The organism is Bradyrhizobium sp. JYMT SZCCT0180 (assembly GCF_018130165.1).
Taxonomy (GTDB): Bacteria; Pseudomonadota; Alphaproteobacteria; order Rhizobiales; family Xanthobacteraceae; genus Bradyrhizobium.
Map to the genome: position 1 here is coordinate 1 of NZ_JAFCLZ010000019.1, position 19,438 is coordinate 19,438.

General features: G+C 63.6%; 14 protein-coding genes and 1 tRNA gene. 8 read left to right on the forward strand and 7 right to left on the reverse strand.

The features are described 5' to 3' along the window. Positions 1-587 precede the first annotated feature (587 nt). Positions 588-1,412, forward strand: coding sequence for a shikimate dehydrogenase (gene aroE / locus JQ641_RS25955; RefSeq protein ID WP_211998872.1), 825 nt, complete (start codon positions 588-590; stop codon positions 1,410-1,412). A 752-nt stretch (positions 1,413-2,164) separates the two neighbouring features. Further along, positions 2,165-2,965, forward strand: a complete 801-nt coding sequence (locus tag JQ641_RS38120) for a tetratricopeptide repeat protein (protein ID WP_211998729.1) — start codon at positions 2,165-2,167, stop codon at positions 2,963-2,965. Between the two features lie 1,071 nt (positions 2,966-4,036). Here JQ641_RS38120 and JQ641_RS25965 read toward each other — a convergent pair. Then, on the reverse strand, positions 4,037-5,959 hold the full coding sequence (locus JQ641_RS25965) for an AsmA family protein (RefSeq protein ID WP_211998730.1): 1,923 nt from the start codon (positions 5,957-5,959) through the stop codon (positions 4,037-4,039). Positions 5,960-6,209: 250 nt separating this feature from the next. On the opposite strand from JQ641_RS25965, the gene JQ641_RS25970 reads away from it, so the two are divergent. Further along, positions 6,210-6,917: a CoA transferase subunit A gene (locus JQ641_RS25970; RefSeq protein WP_211998731.1), complete on the forward strand. Its 708-nt coding sequence runs from the start codon at positions 6,210-6,212 to the stop codon at positions 6,915-6,917. A gap of 20 nt (positions 6,918-6,937) precedes the next feature. Continuing rightward, positions 6,938-7,588 (forward strand): 3-oxoacid CoA-transferase subunit B, encoded by a 651-nt coding sequence (locus JQ641_RS25975; protein ID WP_211998732.1) that lies wholly within the window; start codon positions 6,938-6,940, stop codon positions 7,586-7,588. A gap of 113 nt (positions 7,589-7,701) precedes the next feature. Here JQ641_RS25975 and JQ641_RS25980 read toward each other — a convergent pair whose 3' ends face one another. Both JQ641_RS25980 and JQ641_RS25985 read right to left on the reverse strand, forming a co-directional pair. Next, on the reverse strand, positions 7,702-9,300 hold the full coding sequence (locus JQ641_RS25980) for an ABC transporter permease (RefSeq protein ID WP_211998873.1): 1,599 nt from the start codon (positions 9,298-9,300) through the stop codon (positions 7,702-7,704). A 157-nt stretch (positions 9,301-9,457) separates the two neighbouring features. Continuing rightward, on the reverse strand, positions 9,458-10,486 hold the full coding sequence (locus tag JQ641_RS25985) for a Fe(3+) ABC transporter substrate-binding protein (RefSeq protein ID WP_211998733.1): 1,029 nt from the start codon (positions 10,484-10,486) through the stop codon (positions 9,458-9,460). Between the two features lie 191 nt (positions 10,487-10,677). Here JQ641_RS25985 and JQ641_RS25990 point away from each other — a divergent pair, with 191 nt between their 5' ends. Continuing rightward, the gene (locus JQ641_RS25990; RefSeq protein ID WP_211998734.1) at positions 10,678-11,163 is read left to right on the forward strand and encodes a Crp/Fnr family transcriptional regulator; all 486 of its coding nucleotides are present in this window, start codon (positions 10,678-10,680) and stop codon (positions 11,161-11,163) included. On the opposite strand, the gene JQ641_RS25995 is transcribed toward JQ641_RS25990, so the two are convergent. The 3 genes from JQ641_RS25995 to JQ641_RS26005 form a co-directional block, all read right to left on the reverse strand. After that, entirely contained in the window at positions 11,102-11,929 is an 828-nt protein-coding gene (locus tag JQ641_RS25995) for a metallophosphoesterase family protein (protein ID WP_211998735.1), read from the reverse strand. The two genes, JQ641_RS25990 and JQ641_RS25995, sit on opposite strands and share 62 nt — an antisense overlap. 128 nt (positions 11,930-12,057) lie before the next feature. Then, a complete protein-coding gene (locus JQ641_RS26000; RefSeq protein WP_211998736.1) occupies positions 12,058-13,014 on the reverse strand; it encodes a threonine/serine dehydratase in 957 nt (318 codons plus the stop codon). A 25-nt stretch (positions 13,015-13,039) separates the two neighbouring features. After that, the gene (locus JQ641_RS26005; RefSeq protein WP_211998874.1) at positions 13,040-16,690 is read right to left on the reverse strand and encodes a sensor histidine kinase; all 3,651 of its coding nucleotides are present in this window, start codon (positions 16,688-16,690) and stop codon (positions 13,040-13,042) included. A gap of 366 nt (positions 16,691-17,056) precedes the next feature. Between JQ641_RS26005 and JQ641_RS26010 the strand changes: the two genes are divergently transcribed. The 3 genes from JQ641_RS26010 to JQ641_RS26020 all read left to right on the forward strand — a co-directional run bounded on the left by JQ641_RS26010 (position 17,057) and on the right by JQ641_RS26020 (position 18,519). Next, complete coding sequence (locus tag JQ641_RS26010; protein ID WP_211998737.1) at positions 17,057-17,434, forward strand: phasin family protein; 378 nt, start codon at positions 17,057-17,059, stop codon at positions 17,432-17,434. Positions 17,435-17,770: 336 nt separating this feature from the next. Beyond that, positions 17,771-18,205: a phasin gene (locus JQ641_RS26015; protein WP_211998738.1), complete on the forward strand. Its 435-nt coding sequence runs from the start codon at positions 17,771-17,773 to the stop codon at positions 18,203-18,205. Positions 18,206-18,441: 236 nt separating this feature from the next. Beyond that, positions 18,442-18,519 (forward strand) — tRNA-His (locus JQ641_RS26020). 82 nt (positions 18,520-18,601) lie between these two features. Here the strand turns inward: JQ641_RS26020 and JQ641_RS26025 are convergent. Continuing rightward, positions 18,602-19,030, reverse strand: coding sequence for a hypothetical protein (locus JQ641_RS26025; protein ID WP_211998739.1), 429 nt, complete (start codon positions 19,028-19,030; stop codon positions 18,602-18,604). Positions 19,031-19,438: the final 408 nt, after the last annotated feature.

Genomic DNA, 19,438 nt, shown 5'->3' on the forward strand with positions numbered 1-19,438 from the left:
GCTCTCCCCGGTGAGACGGCCTCTATTGCCACCGTCGCCCCTCGGAAGCGTTAGCTCCCGCAGGACTTGACGCCGTTACGGGCGCCAGGACCACACGCTTTCGCCGTACGCTTCAGCCGCGACCGTCAATCGCAACCTCAGCGTCCACCGCGACCCGCCCCTCGTCGTGACGACGGCCGACGCCCCTCTGAATGGGACGGGATGGATGAGAATGTGCCGGTGATTTGGGTCGAAGGAAAGAGATATATTTTTGATTTACAGAAATATAGGACTTGACATGATTTCTGACAATCGGAAGTGATTTGCCCGTCGGGTTGATTTGTCGCGCCCTCGCTTGCAGATTGCTATTGCGCACGCCTCGACGCAGTTCTCAACGCGTAGGCAGATTGCGGGGTGAGCCCATAAGCTCAAGCGATCGCCCGGCGGCTGCTTTACCCTGGACTACGGACGCAATTCAGGGCGTGGCGTGAGGTCCGAAAAGTGCCAGAAGCCGACATCCTTGATTTCGCATGATATAAACGTGTTCCCGACGGCGTGCTGTACGCGGAACCGGTCGTCAAGCACTTTGGCAGAAAGACAACTTGACCATGACTGATCGATACGCCGTCATCGGCAATCCCATCGGCCACTCCAAGTCGCCTCTGATCCATCGTGCATTCGCACAGCAAACCGGCCAAGAGCTCGAGTATACGGCGATCGAGGCCCCCGAAGGGGGCTTCGCGGCAGTTGTAGACGCCTTCCGCCACAAGGGCGCACGCGGGTTGAACATCACCGCACCGTTCAAGCTCGATGCCTTTTGCTATGCGACCAAGTTGCTCGACCGCGCGCGTCTTGCGGGTGCCACCAATGCGATGTCCTTCGTTGGCGATGTGGTCGAGGCTGACAACTTTGACGGCGTCGGCCTGTTGCGTGATATCGAATACAACCAAGGCATTCCCCTGCCAGGCAAGCGCGTCTTACTGTTGGGGTCAGGTGGTGCAGCGCGCGGCGCCTTGCTGCCCTTACTTGAAGCCAGACCGGCAGAGCTTGTGATCATAAATCGGACGTTTGAGAAAGCGCGGTCGCTCGCTGAAGCCTTTGGCTCGTATGGCTCGGTCATCGCGAGCGGTTATGACAGACTAAAGGATGCGGAACGCTATGATGTCGTGATCAACGCCACGTCGGCGAGCTTGCGGGGCGAAGCTCTCCCGGTCTCAGCAAACTTCTTCAGCAATGCCTCGCTCGCCTACGAACTCGCCTATGGCAAGGGGTTGACCCCATTCTTGCGCCTTGCCCGCGAATCGGGCGTCGCCCGAGTTTGCGACGGCGTCGGCATGCTCGTCGAGCAAGCCGCCGAGGCTTTCGCTTGGTGGCGCGGGGTAAGGCCGGCAACAGCCGCGGTAATTGCTAAACTGACTGTCCCGTTGACGTGAATGTCGGCTTTGGGTCAATCGCGTCGGTTTGGCGATGTCCGAGGCATTTCCGGTTTACCCCTCATAGCCGACGTTCGCTGCGAGGTTCGGCAGGTCCGAAAGGTGCCAAGGCAGCCCAGCATGCATCGGCTACTAGGCCGAATTATTTATTGAGTTTTAGGAAATCCGCGCCACAACCTTTGCATGAAAATGGCCATTGCAGCGCTCCTGCTCGGAGCATTCGTCGGTTTGTCCGCCGTCGTCGGAGGAGACCGTTGGTACCTGATAGGTTTTTCGTACGCGCTGCTCTGGCCCGCAATGTTCGCCTTTGCGATTCTCCCGGGCGTACTGGTTGGCTCCCGGTTGCGGAGTTGGCAATCGTGCGTCGTTCTGACTGAAATAGTTACCCTCGTTGCCACGACCATGCTTGAACGCCCCACCATTGGAAAGTTGCTTCCTTGGGGGCCACTACTGGCTATGGTTCACCTCGCCCTTTTCCCGCCAGTCCTACTTGCGGGTCTCATAGGCTACTTCGGGAGCAAGCAACGGGAACATGGAGATCAAGAGCCTGTCTGAACCAATGTCCGCTATGGGCCAATCGCCCCACTTTGGTCGTCGGCAGACTACTTCCGGTTTTCCCGCGGAAGCAGACATCGTCAGGGCCGGTCGGCATGTCTCAAAAGTGCCAATAGGCGACATGCTTGCAAAGGCACGGATCTGATCCGGGCTAATGCACAATGGTCGTTCGTTGTGTCCGCAAGAGGCGGTCGGCGGTGAACCTTTCGCGGGCGGCCCGCGACAAACAAGCCGCCATCGTCGCGACGGCGGCGCGTGCCGCGCCGATCGCGCGACGCCAATTGAGGCTTCCCATGCCGATCGTCCGAATCCTCCTGGTCCTTCTCGCGCTCGCTTCGCCGCTGTCGATGGCGGGAGGCGCTGTTGCGGGGCCGTTTGAGGATGCGCAGGTGGCGCATAGCAGACGCGACTACGCAACCGCACTACGGCTCTGGCGTCCGCTGGCCGACCAAGGCAATGCCGAGGCGCAGTACGCACTCGGGTTCATGTACGACGGCGGCCAAGGTGTGCCGAAAAATTACGCTAGGGCTGCAAAGTGGTGGCGCCTCGCAGCCGATCAAGGCCATACCTTCGCCCAGTACAACCTGGGGACCTTGTACGACAACGGCAATGGGGTGCCTCAGAACAAAGCTGAAGCATTGAAGTGGTATCACCTTGCCGCCGAGCGCGGTAACGATGGCGCGCAGTTCAACGTCGGGGTCCTGCATTTCGCGGGCGTGGCCGTGTCCGAGAACCGGATCGAGGCTGCGAAGTGGTTTCGCCGCGCTGCAGACCAAGGTCATCTTGGAGCGCAGGTATATCTTGGCCTCTGTTACGCTACGGGACTAGGCGTGCCGCAAGACAATATTCAAGCATACATGTGGCTCAGTTTGGCGGCTGCGCGAAGTGACCAGGATGCGATCAGCAATCGAAATCGCGTCGCGCAACAGATGACCCCGGCACAGATCGCCGAAGCGCAGAAGCTGGCGGTTGAGTGGAAGTCGAAACCAGAACGGTAGTATTCCCGTGCGTCGCGGAAGCAATGTCTGCTGTGGGTCATTTGCGGACGTGAGCCTCTGCGTCGGCGACTTCCGATTTGCCCCCAAAAGCAGACATCACGATCTTTGCCGGATCCTGCTTTGCTCCCAAGATCGGCTCGAGGAGATGGCGGAGGCGTTGTCCGTCTAGCTTGCGCCCGATCCAGGTGCCGGACTGAGCGGAGCGCCCCCTACCGAAAAGGGGCCGGCAGGCTTGGGAAGTGGAGGGGGAGTTGGAGGGAGAACTGGAGGGGGTACTTTTCGCGATGCCTGGATGATCCGCGTGCGAGGATTTGGACGTGGGATGCTGGAAGTCGTGAGCGGTGGGATGCTGGAAGTCGTCAGCGGCGCCGCCTGATTCTGCAGGGAGCTCACCTGCGCCGTCAGCAAGGAAAGTTGACGGGTTATTCTTTTCAAATCCGCCTGTTGGGCTGAGGCGCTTTGCATGAGCGACATCAACACATCGGCGTTTTGCTCCTGCGACGTCTGAATGTCCCGCAGTCCCGCCCTGACAACCGGATCCGGTACGAGGACCGGAGCCGGGGTCGGCGGAGGAGTTGCAGCGACGCGATTGTGATTTGGCGGGGAGAAGCGGCTGAAGTCCGGCAAGGAGAACTGATCGACGCTCGGCAAAGAGAACTGATTGAAAATCGGCAGTGAGAAGCCGCCGAAACTCGGCAAGGAATTGGCGGTGGCGGCACCAATGACGGCCATGGCAGCCAGCGAGACAGCTAACACCGGCACCGGGCTAGAGGCTACCCGCGGTGCCGCCTCGGGCTGTTTGCCCCCTTGCGCTTCCCTGCCCGGTGCTTCGGCCACCTGTGTTCCCTACGTCTCAGCCCAGTCGCGAGATTCTTCCCATCACCGGTCAGCAAAAGAGCCATCGTGGTGACAAACCAGCAATGGCTCGCGCGCGCTTGCCCACCTGAATTCGGCTCAAATCATGGGCTCGTATGGTTAATGTTCAGTTATTCCGGAAGACCAGCCGACGTCGGTGCCGGTCCGAGCTTGCTCGCAACCGTCATCGTGAACAGGCTTGTCGTCCTGCCATCGTCAGTTAGGCTTCGAGGCACCTTCTGCCGCCGCCGGTGCCGCCGGCCTTGGGCCGCCGCCGGTGATCCGCTCGATCACCGAGCGAACGGCGTCGCGGGTCTTGCGATCCTTCACGGCATCCAGCAGCGGGGCGGCGCCCGGCGAACGGCGGATCAGGCTTTCGGGATCGGGGAACACCAATGGATCGTCCCACGGGCCCTGCACCACGAAGGGCAGGTCGAAGCCGGGCGGCGCGTTGGGTGCAGACGTCAGACTGGCGACGCCCTTCAGATCGTATTCGCGCGCCGGCACCGAGGCGGTGCCGGTCAGGGTGAGACGCGTCGTGGGACCTTCGACGCGGACGTCTTCGGCGGTCGCGATGCCGTCGTTGAACTTAACCGACACGTTGAGCGTATCGAACGGCGTCGAGCCGTTGCGGAAATTGCCGCTGCCGGACAGCGGCCGCCGTTCCAGCCGTTTCAACAGCTGCTCGACATTGAAGCCCGCGATCGCGCCGTCACGTCCGGTCAGGGTCGCGGTGCCGTCGAGCGAGGTGACGAGCCCGAACGGGCTGGAGCCCGAGGCCACCAGCGAGACATTGAGATTGCCGCGGCCGGAGAGCTTGTTGACACCGAACAATTCGGATGCGCAGGCGTGCAGGTCGACATCGGTGAACTGGAACTGGGCCTTGACGTCGGCGATCGCGTCCGAGCGGGCGACGCCGAACGTGCCCTTGGCGATGCCGCCATACATCTGCGCCTCGGCGACCGAGAGCGCGAGCGCGCCGCTGCGCAGATTGGCGCCAAAGGCGGTGCGGCCGAGCTTGGTCGAGCCGACCGTCACCTTGGCGGCCGACAGCCGCATGTCGAGATCGGTGGTCGACAACGAGTTCAGGTCGAACAATTGCCGATTCCAGTCGCGCGCGCCGCTCGCCAGCAGGCGGAAGGTCGAGATGTACGGCGTGAAATCCAGCGCCCCGGCGGCCAGCGTCGCCTGCAGCGTCTGCCGGCCGTTATTGGCAAAGGTCATCACGCCTTCGGCGACGTTGCCGTCGAGTTCGACATTCACATTGGTCAGCGCAACGGAACCGCCGACCACATTGGCGCGGGCCTTCAGCGCGAAGCGGCCGAAGCCGCCGCCGGGCGGCGACTGTCCCATCCAGCGCAACGCGTTGCGCAGCGACGGGCTGTCGATCGTCACCGTGCCTTCCATCATCAGGCTGGTGCGGTTGGCGAGCGCGCCATCGAATGCCAGTTTCAGCGGTGCGCTGACCAGCCGCGCCTTCACGCCGGAGCGATCGCCCGACAGCAGCGCGACGAAATCGCTGGCGCTGACCGAGCCGTCGACGCGCTCGCCGCGCCAGTCGAACTGCCCGGTGGCGGCGAACGAACGCGAGATCGACGGCCAGGCCAGCGACAGGTCGATATCGCTTAGCGCCTCGGAGACCTGGCTGGTGGCGTCTTCATAGTTGAGCACGCCGTCCTGGATCCGGATCTCGGAGAACGACACCTGATTCTCGGCGCCCGGCTTCATGGCGCGAGCGATGGTCTCGACGAACGGCGTCCAGTTGCTCTCGCCATGGCCGTCCCTGACGACGCGGATATGCGGCCGCAGCATCATGACGTCGGCGATCTCGAACCGTCGCAGCAACAGCGGCAGCAGGCGCAGATTCGCCGTCAGCACGTCGACCTGCAGCGCGGGGTCGACGGTGGCGCCGCCCTTCAGCCTGACATTGTGAAACGAGACATAGCTGCCGGGAAATACCGAGACGTCGATCGCACCCGAGACGACCAGATCGAGCCCGGTGACGGCGCGAATCTGCGCCTCGACCGCCTGGCGCAGCGCGTCCCGGTTGAGGAACCAGGAGGTCCCGATCAGGCCGATCAAAGCCAAGCCGAGAAACGCCGCAATCGGCATCCCCAGGCGCTTCATTCCTTGGGCCATCGTCAAAGACATATCCAGGTCGGGTTGAGGTCGAGGGTTTGGTTGTCCGGGGGCGGCCGCGTCTAGCTTTCAGCCCTTGCCAACCCACACAACCTGAAGGGTTTTCTTGACGCTTTCAAGGCCATCCTGGCGTTGTGAACCGCTGCCGATGGTCCAAAAGCGCGCGCATTGACGCAGTGCGAAGATTTCGCCTAATAATCCCTAAGATTATGCCGGCCTTGAGCCGTTTCCTCCATCAGGTCAGACATCCATGAACAAGGTTTACCCCGACGCCAAATCGGCACTCGATGGCGTTCTCAAGGACGGCATGATGATCATGTCGGGTGGTTTCGGTCTTTGCGGCATCGCCGAGACCCTGTCGGACGCGATCCGCGAATCCGGCGTGAAGGGCCTCACCGTCATCTCCAACAATGCCGGGGTCGACGGCATCGGGCTGAGCCGGCTGCTGGAGACCCGGCAGATCAAGAAGATGATCTCGTCCTATGTCGGCGAGAACAAGCTGTTCGCCCAGCAATACCTCGCCGGCGAACTGGAACTCGAATTCAACCCGCAGGGCACGCTGGCCGAGCGCATCCGCGCCGGCGGCGCCGGTATCCCGGCCTTCTTCACCAAGACCGGCGTCGGCACCCTGATCGCCGAAGGCAAGGAAGTGAAGGAATTCGACGGCGAGAAGTACATCATGGAGCGCGGCCTGTTCGCCGACCTCGCCATCGTCCACGCCTGGAAGGGCGATACCGCCGGGAATCTGGTCTACCGCAAGACCGCGCGCAATTTTAACCCGATGATGGCGACCGCTGCCAGGATCACCATCGCCGAGGTCGAGCATCTGGTGCCGGCCGGCGAGATCGACCCCGACCACATCCACACACCAGGCATTTTCGTCAAACGCATCATCGACGTCGGCACCGGCAAGAAGCGGATCGAGTTCCGCAACACCCGTCCGCGCCCCGCAGCGTAACTCAACAGGAAGCAGACACCATGGCCTGGACCCGTGAACAGATGGCCGCTCGTGCCGCCAAAGAGTTGCGCGACGGTTATTACGTCAATCTCGGCATCGGCATTCCGACGCTGGTCTCGAACTACATCCCCGACGGCATCGACGTCAGCCTGCAGAGCGAGAACGGCATGCTCGGCATGGGCCCGTTCCCCTATGAGGGCGAGGAAGACGCCGATCTCATCAACGCCGGCAAGCAGACGGTCAGCGAACTGCCGTCGACCAGCTATTTCTCGTCGGCCGAATCCTTCGCTATGGTGCGCGGCGGGCATATCGATCTGTCGATCCTCGGCGCGATGCAGGTGGCGCAGAACGGCGACCTCGCCAACTGGATGATCCCGGGCAAGATGGTCAAGGGCATGGGCGGCGCGATGGACCTCGTCGCCGGCGTCAAGCGCGTCGTCGTCGTGATGGAGCATTCCGCCAAGGACGGCCCGAAACTCCTGAAGAGCTGCAACCTGCCGCTGACCGGCGAGAAGGTCGTCGACATGGTGGTGACGGATCTGGCTGTCTTCACCATCGACAAGCACGGCAAGGACGGCATGGCGCTGATCGAGCTCGCCGACGGCGTCACGCTGGACGAGGTCAAGGCCAAGACCGAAGCCGAATTCCGCGTCGCGCTGAAGAACGCTTAAAGGACGAGGTCTCGTAGGGTGGGCAAAGGCGCTCGTGCGCCGTGCCCACCATCATGAGCAACGCAAGGAATGGTGGGCACGCTTCGCTTTGCCCACCCTACGCTTCGTGCCACCTACGCCGGGCCTGACGGCACGTCGGAAAACCGCGTCAGCCACGCCACCGGGCCGATGCTGGCGGCGACGATCAGCAATGCTGCGAGCGCGCCGTCCTCAAAACTGCCGCGGCTGGCGAACTGGTAGATCGAGGTTGCCAGCGTATCGACGTTGAGCGGACGCAGCAGCAGCGTCGCCGGCAATTCCTTCAGACAGTCCACGAACACGATGATGACGGCGCCCAGCATCGCCGGCCGGAGCAGCGGCAGATGGATCAGCCGCATCGTGGTTGCTTGCTTTGCGCCGGCGGCGCGCGCGCTGTCGTCGTAGTCGTGCGGGATTCGCTCGAAGCCTGCCTTGATCAGTCCGGTCGGCACCGCCAGGAATCGAATCACATAGGCGATCACGACGGCTGCGCCCGAGCCGACCAGGATCAGCCCTGGCGTTGAACGTCCGAGCCATCCGCCGAGCGCGCTCAGGCCATTGTCGATCGCGAGCACCGGGGTCAGCAGGCCCAGCGCGAGAACCAGGCCGGGCAGGGCGTAGCCGGTTTGCGAGATGTTCATCGCGACGAGGCGCACCGGGTCCGGGCGCCAGCGCCAGGCCAGGATGGTGGCAAAGCCCAGCCCGAGCGCGATCAGCGTCGCCAGCGTTGCGAACGCCACCGAATTGAAGGCATCGCGCCCCAGCGTCATGTCGAAATTGGTCAAGAGCCCGCGCTTGAAGCTCTGCTGCATCAGAAACAGCACCGGCACGATGAAGCCGAGCAGCACCGGCGTGAGGCAGGCCGCAAACGTCCACCAGCCCCGGCTGCCGTGCAATCGCGTGCGCGGCGTCAGCCGCGGGCTCTCGGCGGAAAACCCGGTCGCGACGTTGCGGCGGCCATAGCGTTCGATCGCGATCAGGCCGGCCACGATCGCCAGCATGAAACAGGACAATTGCGCCGCGCCGGCGAGGCTGCCGCGGTTGAGCCAGGTCGTGAAGATCGACACGGTGAGCGTACGGACGCCGAGATATTCGCTGGCGCCGATGTCGTTCAAGGTTTCCAGCGACACCAGCGCCACGCCGACCGCCAGCGCCGGCCGTGCCATCGGCAGCGAGACGCGGAAGAATATCTGCAGGCGGCTGGCGCCGAGCGTTCGCGCGGCCTCGGCGAATTCGGCGCTCTGGAACTGAAACATCGTCCGCGCCGAGAGATAGACGTATGGGTAGAGCACGAGGCCGATGACGATGATCGCGCCCGGCATCGAACGCAGGTTGGGCAGGACGGCCACCGCGTCGCGCAGCGGAAACCAGATCGCCAGCGTGCGGTGAACGAGGCCGAGCGGCTCGAACAGGTCGGCATAGACGTAGGCGGCGATGTAGGTCGGAATCGCCAGCGGCAGCGGCATCAGCCACAACAACAGCGCGCGGCCGGGAAAGTCATGCAGCGAAATCAGCCATGCGGTGCCGGCGCCGATCACAAGCGCCAGCATGCCGACGCCGAACAGCAACAGCGCGGTGTCGAGCATCGCCCGCGGCAGCACATAGGCGATCAGGTCCCGCCACAGATCGGGCGCGGGATTCATCGCCAGCGCGATGACCGCGATCACGGGCGCGGCGACCATGATCGCGGTCATGACCGCGATTGCCGCCGAGATCCGTCCGGCGTGCGCGGAAGGGGTCACTGGAGGGTTGTCTTAGGTGAGAGGTGCCGGTGCCTCGACTGGCGAAGGTCTGCTCCCTCCCCCCACAAGGGGGAGGGAACGCATCGGAGTGTGCCGCGACCGGATAAGATCAATTATCAAAGCCGACCTTGTCTACCAGCGTCGCAGCCGCCTTGCGGTTGGCGGCGACCTTGGCGATCGGCAGGGTATCGGCGTTGAGCTTGCCATAGCCCGCAATCGTCGGGTTGATGGCGACGCCGGCGCGCACCGGATATTCGTAGTTCTGGTCGGCATACATCTGCTGCGCCTTTTCACCGGCGAGCCATTCGATCAGCTTGACGCCATTGGCCCTGTTCGGCGCGTGCTTGGCCAGCAGCACGCCGGACAGATTGACGTGGGTGCCGCCGCCCACGAACGTCGGCAGGATCACCTTGGTGGCTTCCGCCCACGGCTTCTTTTCGGGATCGTTGTTCATCATCAGCGCCCAGTAATAGGTATTGCCGATGCCGATGTCGCACTTGCCGGCGGCGACGTCGCGCGCGGCCTCGCGATCTCCGCCCGACGGCTTCTGCGCCAGATTGGCCTTGACGCCGCGCAGCCATTCCTCGGCTTTGGCCTCGCCGTACTTCGCGGTGTAGGCCGCGAACAGTCCGTTGTTGTAGATGTGCTGGCCGGAGCGGATGCAGATCTTGCCCTTCCACTTGGGATCGGCGAGCTCTTCATAGGTGATGGCGTCCTGCTTGACGCGATCCTTCGAGGCGTAGATCACGCGCGCGCGCATCGAAATGCCGGCCCAGTGTCCGTCGGGATCGCGGTATTGCGCCGGCACGACCTTGTCGAGCGCCTCCGACTTGATCGGCTGAGACACCTCGGCCTTCACCGCATCGTCCATGCGGCCGATATCGACCGTCAGCAGCACGTCGGCCGGGCTGTTGGCGCCCTCGGCCTTCATGCGCTGCTCGAGCCCTGAACTCGCCGAGACGACGTTGACCTTGACGCCGGTGTCTTTGGTAAAGGCATCGAACAGCGGCTGGATCAGCTTGGATTCGCGATAGGTATAGACGTTGACCTCGCCGTTATCGGCGGAAGCCGTGGTGATGGCGGTCGAGGCCAAACCAAACAACGCCGCTGATGCGGCGAAGACGCGAAATTTAATCATGATGGCTGCTCCGGCAGGCACGAGGATGATGCCGGTTTCACTAGCCCAGCGGATAGCGCGCACGAAGCGCCGCGATGTCGCGACGGCATTCTTTTAGAGCGATTCCAGATTCTAATTTAGAAGCATTCCAAAATATTTGTTCGACCTTGGCACGCTCCGTGCCTAATCTCGGCCCTAGCGGAGGTAAGCCGATGCGCGACATTCTCGAATATTGCATTGGCGGTACGAGGCGGAGCGTCGCCGCCGGCACCGAAGTTCTTCACGAGGGCGCCCGCACCGGGCATCTATATGTGCTGATCGAGGGACGGCTCGAGGTCATCAAGGGCGACACCATCGTTGCCACCATTGCCGAGCCAGGCGCGGTACTCGGCGAAATGTCGGTGCTGCTCGACACGCCGCACACCGCCACCGTGCGTGCGGCGCAGGATTCGGCGATCTACGAGATCGACGATGCCGCATCTTTCCTGCGGCAGCAGCCGGCGGTGTCGCTGATGATCGCGAGGATGCTGGCGCAGCGGCTCAACGTCGCCAACACCTATCTCGCCGATCTCAAGCGGCAATATGCCGGCCACGGCAATCACCTCGCGATGGTCGGAGACGTCCTGCAGAGCATGATCAACCTTCCGCCGACACAGGTTTCACCAGGCTCGGATCGGCAATCTGATCCAAGGATATGAGCCAGGGCGGCGCGGTTTGAATCGTTGCCGCCGGCCGCTGCAACGGCGCCTTGAGGTCGATCGATTGCGCGTGGTCCGCCGAAAGCCAGAACGCGGTCGCCTCGTCGAGATCGAGCACGATGTAGGTGGGCGGCCGGCCGGGCTGCAATCCGGTATTGAATACCCAGGTATCGCCGAGCCGGTCGAACCATGAGCCCTCGGAAATGAAGGGCGACTGGTGGACATGGCCCGAGATCACCATCGAGGGCTGGTGGCGCGCGATCCACTGCACGAGATCGACATCGCCGAAATACCGCTTGCCGCCCCAGCTGGTTGGCGAATTCGCAGGCGGCGCGTGATGCACCCAGATCCAGTGCGGCAGCCGCTCCACCGAGGCCTTCTGCAACTGCGTTTCGAGGCGCTGCTTGACCAAGGGACCGTCCCACCACGGACATACCGTGAAGAGCGTGTCGCCGATGGTCAGGCTGTCGCCGTCGCAGGCGATGCCGAGTTCGCGGACCTCGCCGATCCAGCGCGAGATTTTTTCGCCCTCGGCGCTATGGTCGTCGAGGTCATGATTGCCCGAGCAAAGGATCACGCGGGTGATGCGTGAAAGCAGCGAGAGGTATTTCTTCACGACGACGATCTGGGCGCGGAAATCGACCGTCGAGCCGATATCGAGCGCGTCGCCGGCAAAGATCACGAGATCGAACCGGGGTGCAGCGCTGAGCAGCCAGTCGAACTGCGGCAATGAATAATGCAGGTCCGCGACAACGAGACAGCGCATAGTCGGCCAATCCAGTTGCCTGACAAATAGGCGATCCGGGTCCGGATGCATTCAGGCAGCTGGATTCGAGCAAAAACTGTGCCGTGCCGCAGCGATCCGAGAGCGGCAGATACCCGCAGTTCGCCTTCTCAGCGCGTGATGTCGAAATTCACCGCGGCCGTGTTGCCGCCGCTAACGACGACGGCCACGCGTTCGCCGTCGGCCGGCCGATAGGCGCCGGACAAGATCGCCGAAAAGGCGGCGGCGCCGCCCGGCTCCGCCACGATGCGCAAGGCGCGCCACAGCGTCTGCTGCGCGTCGGCGATCGCGTCGTCGGTCACCAGCACGGTGCGCGGCGCGTATTTCTGCACGATCGGGAATACAATTTCGCCGACGCGGCGCGGCGCCAGCGAATCCGCCGCCAGCCCGCCGGCCTCCGCATCAACGGGATGTCCGGCCTCCAGCGCCCTGGTCAGCGTCGGCGCCGCAAACGGCTCGACACCGATCACCTTGATGCGGCCGGCGTACCAGGCCGCTATCCCTGCAACCAGCCCGCCGCCGCCAACCGCAACGAGGACCGTGTCGATGTTGGGAAGTTGTTGCTCGAGCTCCAGGCCGATCGTTCCCTGACCCATGATGGTTTCGTTCTGGTCGAATGCGTGAACCGGCAGCGCACCGGTTTGCTGCGCCCATGCTTCGCTTCCGGCGAGCGCATCCGCATAGCCATCGCCCTCGATGGTAAGATCGGCGCCGTATTCGCGGATGCGCGCGATCTTGGCCGGAGACGACACGCTGGGAACGAAAATCTTGGCCGGTATGCCGAGCCTCATCGCAGCATAGGCGACGGCAGCGCCGTGGTTGCCACCCGATGCTGCGACGACGCCCGCTTTGGGGATCGCCCGTGTCAACAGATTGGTGAAGGCGCCGCGGGCCTTGAACGCTCCCGAGTGCTGCATCAATTCGAGCTTGAGGCAGATTGCGCCGGCGGACAGCCCGAACTCGCGGCCATCGGTCCCGACCACGGGCGTGCGCCTGATATAGGGCCGGATGATCTTCTCGCACGCTGCGATGGCTTGCGGCGTTACGGCTTCACCAGGTCCATCCATGGCAGTCTCCTGCAGCTTGCCGCGCTCAGGCCTTTGCGGTCGCGTGCGAGAACACCACCTCGATCAGCGTGCCCGAGCGCGTGCCGGTCTTGATCTGGAATCGGGCGCGGTTGGCTTCGACCAGCGCCTTGGTCAGCGAGAGGCTGACGCCGGAGCCGTCGGAGGCCTGATCGGATGGTGCCGGGGTGCGGAACGGCTCCAGGGCGGCGGCGACTTCGTTGTCGTTGAGGCCGTGGCCGGTATCGCGGACCCGCAGCATCACTTCGCCGAAATCAGACAACGCCGTGGAGACGATGACCTGGCCGCCGGCATTGGCGAGATGAATCGAATTGCCGATCAGGTTGAGCGTGATCTGGCGCAGCGCGCGCGCGTCGGCGATAACAGGCGGCAGCGTGTGCGCCAGCGAGGTGCGGATGATGATGCGTTCGCGGTTGGCCTGCGGCTGCATCACGGCGACGCAACTCTCGACCAGTTCGTTGAGATTCTGGTTGGTGAACGACAGATCGAGCTTGCCGGTCTCGATCCTCGACAGATCGAGCAGGTCGTTGATGATGGAGATCACCCGCTCGCCGGAAGCGCGGATGTCCTTCATGTATTCGACATAGCGCTCATTGCCGAGCGCGCCGAAACGTTCGCCGATCATCACCTCGGAAAAACCGATGATGGCGTTGAGCGGCGTGCGTACCTCATGGCTGATGCGGGCCAGCACGTCGGCCTTGGCGCTGGCGGCGCGCTCGGCGAGGCGCCGCGCTTCCCGCAACTCGTTCTCGCTTTGCTTGGCCTGCGACAGGTCGCGGAAAACAGCGAAGAAATTCGGACCGTCGGCCTTGGTCCGTCCCATCGTCATCGACAGCGGAATGAAGCCGCCCTTGCTCTCGCGCCCGAGCGTCTCGCGGCCGTGTTCGAGCAGGCTGGCGACGCCTTCGGATTTGATGCTGGCGAGATAGTCGAACACCTCGTGCTGGCTTTCCGGCGCGAACAGATCCGCCAGATTGCGCCGCGCCAGGTCCTCGCCGTCATAGCCGAACAGCGCTTCGGCGCTGCGGTTGACTGAGCTGATGTTGCCCTCGGCGTCGAACATCACGATGCCTTCGGCCGTGGTGTCGAGGATGGCGCCGAGTTCTTCGGCATCGGCGTGGCCCGCCGGCAAAGGTTCGGGGACCAGTGGTTCAACTGCCGGTTCGGCAACCGGCACAGCTTCCGCGATCGCAGCGGCGACGGCGGCGCCTTCGTTGCGCGCGCCCGAGAAGATCAAAGCGAGCGCGGAATCGCCGTCCCATGAAATCGTGTAGAGGCGCGCGTCGGTCGGCGCCGGTGGCGTCGATGCGCGCCCTTCCGGGTCTTCTTCCGCAGGTTGCGGCTGGCTCGCGGAGATCATCACCGGCGTGCCGGTGTCCGACGTCGAGGGCGCGTTGGAGACGCCGGGCTCGACATAGAGCGCGTCGAGCCCGCCGGCATCTTCCAGCGCATGCAGGCTCGGATAGCCGATCTGCGTGAGGAAGGCGGGGTTGGCGTAGAGCAGCCGGTCGAGCCGGTAGATCAGAATGCCGACAGGCAGCAAGTCGAGCAGCGCCTTGTCGCGCCTGCTTTCGCCGCGCGCCGGCGGCTCGGAGGGGGCCAGCCATTTCGGCGGCACCGGGGCATCGCTCGCGGCTTCCTGTGAAGCTGCCGCATGCGCGTCCGTCGATGCGGCGTTCTCGACCACGGTTTCATCGAGGCCGGTGACGGCCTGTGTCGTCTCATTGCCGTTCTCGTTCTCGAGCCGCGCCGACAATTGCCGCGCGAGTTCGTTGAAGGCGCTGTTTTCGACCGGCGTCAGCGATGGCGGCTTGGCGTCGCCGGGGGGGCGGAACGGCAGAACGTTCTTCGGCGTTTCCGCCTGCATTTCTGCCAGAGTATCCTTTGGGGTATCCACGGCGGCATCCAGATCGGTTGGGTGTGAAATCTCGGAAGCAATCGGATCGGGCAGTTCCGTAACGGGAGGCGACGCGACGCTGGTCTCGATGACAAATTCCGCGGGCGGGTCATCTGCCGCGGTCGGCTGCGCGGTCACGTTCTCGCTGAAATTTTCGCTTAAATTTTCTTGCGGCAACGCTTCTTGAGGCGCGTCCTCAGCGGACGGGTCCTGCGCGGGCAACTCCGGGCCGACCGAATCTGACGCCGGGCCTGCCTGGACGATATCAGCCGAGCGCGGTTCCGGCGCGACCGGCGCGGGTGCTCCACCGAAGAATTCGTAGCGGCGCAAGGCGGCCAGCCGTGCCAGGCCGTCGAGATCGCGGCAAACGCCGAAGCCGCGAAAGCCGGCAAAATGCCGTGCGCGATCGAAGATCGGCAGACCCGACAATTCGACCGGCAGCCGCGCGCCGCCGTCGACCGGCCAGTTCAGCGTGATGCCGCTCCAGGTCTGGCGCGTGGCGAACGCCTTCATCACGCGGCCTTCGGGATCGAGGTCGAAGGTTTGCGCGATGTCGCTCCACAACCGGCCGAAGCCGGCGGTGGTGTGCGGGCCGATCAGCCGGGTGAATTCATCGGCGCCGAGCGTGAAGCGGCCTTCCTGATCCATCTGCCACATGAAGCGCAACGGAAGCCGCCGCGCATGCGGCGACGGCTCTTCGAACCAGGACGGCGCCTTGACGGGTGCGGCGGCGGTCGGCGCTGTCAGGTTTTCGGCTGATGATTCAGGCGCGGCGTCGGCGGCGAATGAGGGCGTGGCTTCGTCGGCGATCGCTTCGACGTCAGGCGATGGTTCAGGCGGCAACGCGGCGGTTGGTTCGCTGATGGACGGCGCCGCGGCGACCGGCTCGGTTTCGGGGTCTTCATCCGGCGCCTCTGCGAGCGCGTCGAACAGCGCCAAGGCGGCCGGCGCTTCGCCCATGGGGGCGGGGGCGGGCTGCGGCGGTTCGGGTGCGGGATCGTTCGCGACAATTCCCGCCATCGGCGGATCGCGTGGTTCAGGCAATTCTTCTTGCGGCTGCTCTTCTTGCGGCTGCATCGGTGCGACGGGCTCCGGTGCTGCGGCGTGCACGGCGTCCGGCACGATCAGCGCGACGAGGCCGATGTCGGCGCCAGCGCCAACCCGTTGCAGCACCATGCGGCCGATGTCGATCGCGGTGGCGACGGCGCCCTGCTTCAGCGCGTCCTGGCGCGCATCGTCGAGGCCGGCCTCGACCAGATTTTGAAAGCCGAGCAGGGGACGCGCCGCATCGCTGGTGCCGGTCAGGATGCCGTCACGGGTAAACGCCGCAACTGGCATCGCGAGACCCTCGACCAGCCGCTGCAGCCGTTCCGGCAGTGGCATGGCGCGGCCCGAGATGTTGCCGGCGGCAACCAAAATACCGTGGCTGCCATCCTGCAGATCGAGCCGCGAACAGCCGCAGGTAGCTAACATGCCGGGCGTCGCGCCAAAACCTTGCAGCCGCTCCAGCCGGACCGCACCGCCCGCCAGCAGGCGGCCGGCGAGCCGCGCGATCTGCCGCCGATGCGGATCGGCCGGTCCGAAAATTTTCCCCGCCAGCGCTGTGCTGTTGGCCGTGCCGAACAAGCGTGCGCCGACCGGATTGGCCCACAGAACCCGCGTGCCGTCGCTCGACCACAGCCAGGCGGCCAGCGCGCTCGTCGCGTGCACCGCCAGCCGCGGATCGCCGAGCGCTAGCATCTGGAGTTCGGCATTATTCATCAGCGCGACATGACCGTGGATATGAGCCTTCTGCTCGAGGATGATTTTTGCGAATCGGCGGCCAAACGCTGACTGCACTTTCAGGATCGCAAGTGGATCGCCAGTATCGCAAGCGCGGCGCGGCAGGTCCACGGCCGGGCGGACCCAAGCGGTATTCTAAGCCGCAATAACCTTAATCCGGGTGAACCGAACCGGCCTCTGCGGCGTTGAGCTTGTTGCAAAAGACAGCCGGAGGTTCACGATGTGAACCTGAGCCTTCGGCCCAAGATGCACGATTCGGAACCGCCCACGGCACCATACCGGTGCGGTCTTTTAGCGATACCTGGACGCCTGCCAAGCAGCCCCCAACACCACAGGAGTGGGACCATGAGCGACGATGGCCGTTTCGAGATTCCAAAGGAAATGCGATCGATGGCGGAGGCGAGCTTCGAGCAGGCCCGCCAGACCTTCGAGAAATTCCTGTCCTCCGCGCACCAGGCCGCGGGCTCGCTTGAGGATCGCGGCGACGCCGCGCGCACCAACGCCAAGGAAATCGGCAGCAAGGCGGTCGCCTTCGCCGAAAAGAACGTGCAGACCTCGCTGGACTACGCGCAAGCGCTGCTGAAGGCCAAGGATCTGACCGAGGTGATGCGGCTGCACAGCGAGTATGTGCAGGGCCAGATGCGTGCGCTGGCGGAGCAAGCCAGCGAGATGGGTCAGATTGTCAGCCGCACCGCGATGGATGCGGCGAAGCCCAAGATCTGAGGAAGGCCTGAAGGGCATTTGTTTCAAGAGCCTCTCTCTTCTACTTTAGGATATAGAGGACTGAAATACAGCCAGTACGGGCAATGCATGTCGCAGTGCACATTGTTTTGCTTTGCGTTGCACAAAATTGACATGATAAGGGTGTTTATTGGGCATGCCCGACGATGGGCACTCCCCAAGACCGGAGTTCGATCCGGAAATATGTACCGGTATTCCGAGAAGATCGTGCTCAAAAAAGCAGAGACCGTGTGATCCAGTACGGCGCGACCGGCGTTTTCACCGGTGGCGTTCGCAAGGGGTCACCACGATTCACCCCGTTGCGAAGGAAGCATGCGAATGACCAGTTCGACCGATCCGTTCTCCGCCTCCATCATTCCCTTCGAAGTCCCCGAGCAGGTGCGTGCGTTCGCCGAAAAGGGCGTTTCGCAGGCGCGCGACAACTACGCCAAGTTCAAGGATGTGGCCGAGAGCCATAACGGCACCATGGAAGCCGTGTTCACCTCGGCCAGCAAGGGTGCCAGCGCCTACTCGGCCAAGCTGTTCGAGTTCTTCAAGGCCAACACCACGTCCTCACTCGACTTCGCGCAGGACCTGCTCAGCGTGAAGACGCCGGCAGCCGCCATGGAGCTGTGGACCTCGCACGCCAAGAAGCAGTTCGAGACGTTCTCGGCCCAGGCCAAGGAACTCGCCGAACTCGGCCAGAAGGTTGCGACCGAAACCGTCGAACCGATCAAGGCGTCGGCCGCGAAGTACCAGCAGCCGGCCGCCTGAGCCCGCATCAAGGTTCGAAGAAGCCCGGGCAGGTCAGCCCGGGCTTTTTTGTTGCCTCTTCTGTCCTTGGGCCGGGTCTTTCGCAAGGTTGGGCCGTCTATGCCCGGATGCAAATGAACTTTGTCCGCCCCCGAAACGACTGATAATCGGGTGGCTGGTGGCCTTGCCAAAGCGTGGCGTTGCACCTAGTTTCCCGCCCATTCGCCACCCCCTTTTCGTGGGGGCTCGCGCAGGATGCAGTTGTAGCTCAGTCTGGTTAGAGCGCCTGTCTGTGGAACAGGAGGTCGGTGGTTCGAGCCCACCCAACTGTACCAACCCCATCGCGGATATTCCCCGAGACCGCCCGATTCGTTGCGCTGGCCGCGGCGTGTGTCCGGCCAATGATGCCTGACCGCATCAGACCGGCACGCCCTTCACCTGATGGCCGATCCAGCCGTACAGCCGCGATGCGGTCGCAGCCGCCAACACCGTCGCCAGCAGCTCGAGCGGACTGTCGAACGTTGTTCTGGCTGCGGGCCACCAGCTGGGCAGATCGTCGAGGTCGCTGATCAAGCCGACCGCCAGGAGCCCGGCCAATACCGGCAGCAGCACAATAAAAAAGCTTTTCAGGATCAGCCAGCTTCGAGCCTTCGTATCGGCCACCACATGGCGCAGCGAGGCACCGGGCGCGTCAATTGCGATCGCCGGAAAAAGAATAGCCAGCCGCATCAGGATGACGACGACGACGATCGCGGTTGCAATCCGGCCGGTGAAATCAGCTCTCGTCGCGCCCAATTGTGCTGTGGCGTGTTGTCCACCCCTGCTTGCCAATCCCGGGCGGTTCACCCACAATTCGTGGAATCATTGCCTCGGGGGGATTCATGGCGACTTTTCGGATCAGTAATTTCGGGTTTGGTTTGGTGTTGGCGACGGCGCTCGCATTTTCATCGCTGCCGGCTTCGGGTCAGAGCTACACCGCTGAACAGGAACAGGCCTGCACCAGCGACGCTTTCCGGCTTTGCAGCTCCGAAATTCCCAATGTCGATCGAGTCACCGCCTGCATGGTCGCCAAGAAGTCTCAACTTTCGCCGCCCTGCCGGGCGCAATTCAGATCTGGTCCCGAACCGAGCCGGGCCGCTGCAGCGCCCGTCGGCAGGCCAATGGCGATCAAGCCGGCCCCGCGGAAATCCGCGGCCAAGGTGCGTAAGCCCAAGAAACCGGCAAAACCAGCCCGGACCTGAGCGCGGCATGCCA

Bases quoted from the DNA above. Each gene is read 5' to 3' on its own strand.
- JQ641_RS26005 (WP_211998874.1), bottom strand. From the start codon at position 16,690: ATGAATAATGCCGAACTCCAGATGCTAGCGCTCGGCGATCCGCGGCTG.
- JQ641_RS26015 (WP_211998738.1), top strand. From the start codon at position 17,771: ATGACCAGTTCGACCGATCCGTTCTCCGCCTCCATCATTCCCTTCGAA.
- JQ641_RS26000 (WP_211998736.1), bottom strand. From the start codon at position 13,014: ATGGATGGACCTGGTGAAGCCGTAACGCCGCAAGCCATCGCAGCGTGC.
- JQ641_RS25985 (WP_211998733.1), bottom strand. From the start codon at position 10,486: ATGATTAAATTTCGCGTCTTCGCCGCATCAGCGGCGTTGTTTGGTTTG.
- JQ641_RS26010 (WP_211998737.1), top strand. From the start codon at position 17,057: ATGAGCGACGATGGCCGTTTCGAGATTCCAAAGGAAATGCGATCGATG.
- JQ641_RS25990 (WP_211998734.1), top strand. From the start codon at position 10,678: ATGCGCGACATTCTCGAATATTGCATTGGCGGTACGAGGCGGAGCGTC.
- JQ641_RS25965 (WP_211998730.1), bottom strand. From the start codon at position 5,959: ATGGCCCAAGGAATGAAGCGCCTGGGGATGCCGATTGCGGCGTTTCTC.
- JQ641_RS25995 (WP_211998735.1), bottom strand. From the start codon at position 11,929: ATGCGCTGTCTCGTTGTCGCGGACCTGCATTATTCATTGCCGCAGTTC.
- JQ641_RS25975 (WP_211998732.1), top strand. From the start codon at position 6,938: ATGGCCTGGACCCGTGAACAGATGGCCGCTCGTGCCGCCAAAGAGTTG.
- JQ641_RS25970 (WP_211998731.1), top strand. From the start codon at position 6,210: ATGAACAAGGTTTACCCCGACGCCAAATCGGCACTCGATGGCGTTCTC.
- JQ641_RS25980 (WP_211998873.1), bottom strand. From the start codon at position 9,300: ATGACCGCGATCATGGTCGCCGCGCCCGTGATCGCGGTCATCGCGCTG.
- aroE (WP_211998872.1), top strand. From the start codon at position 588: ATGACTGATCGATACGCCGTCATCGGCAATCCCATCGGCCACTCCAAG.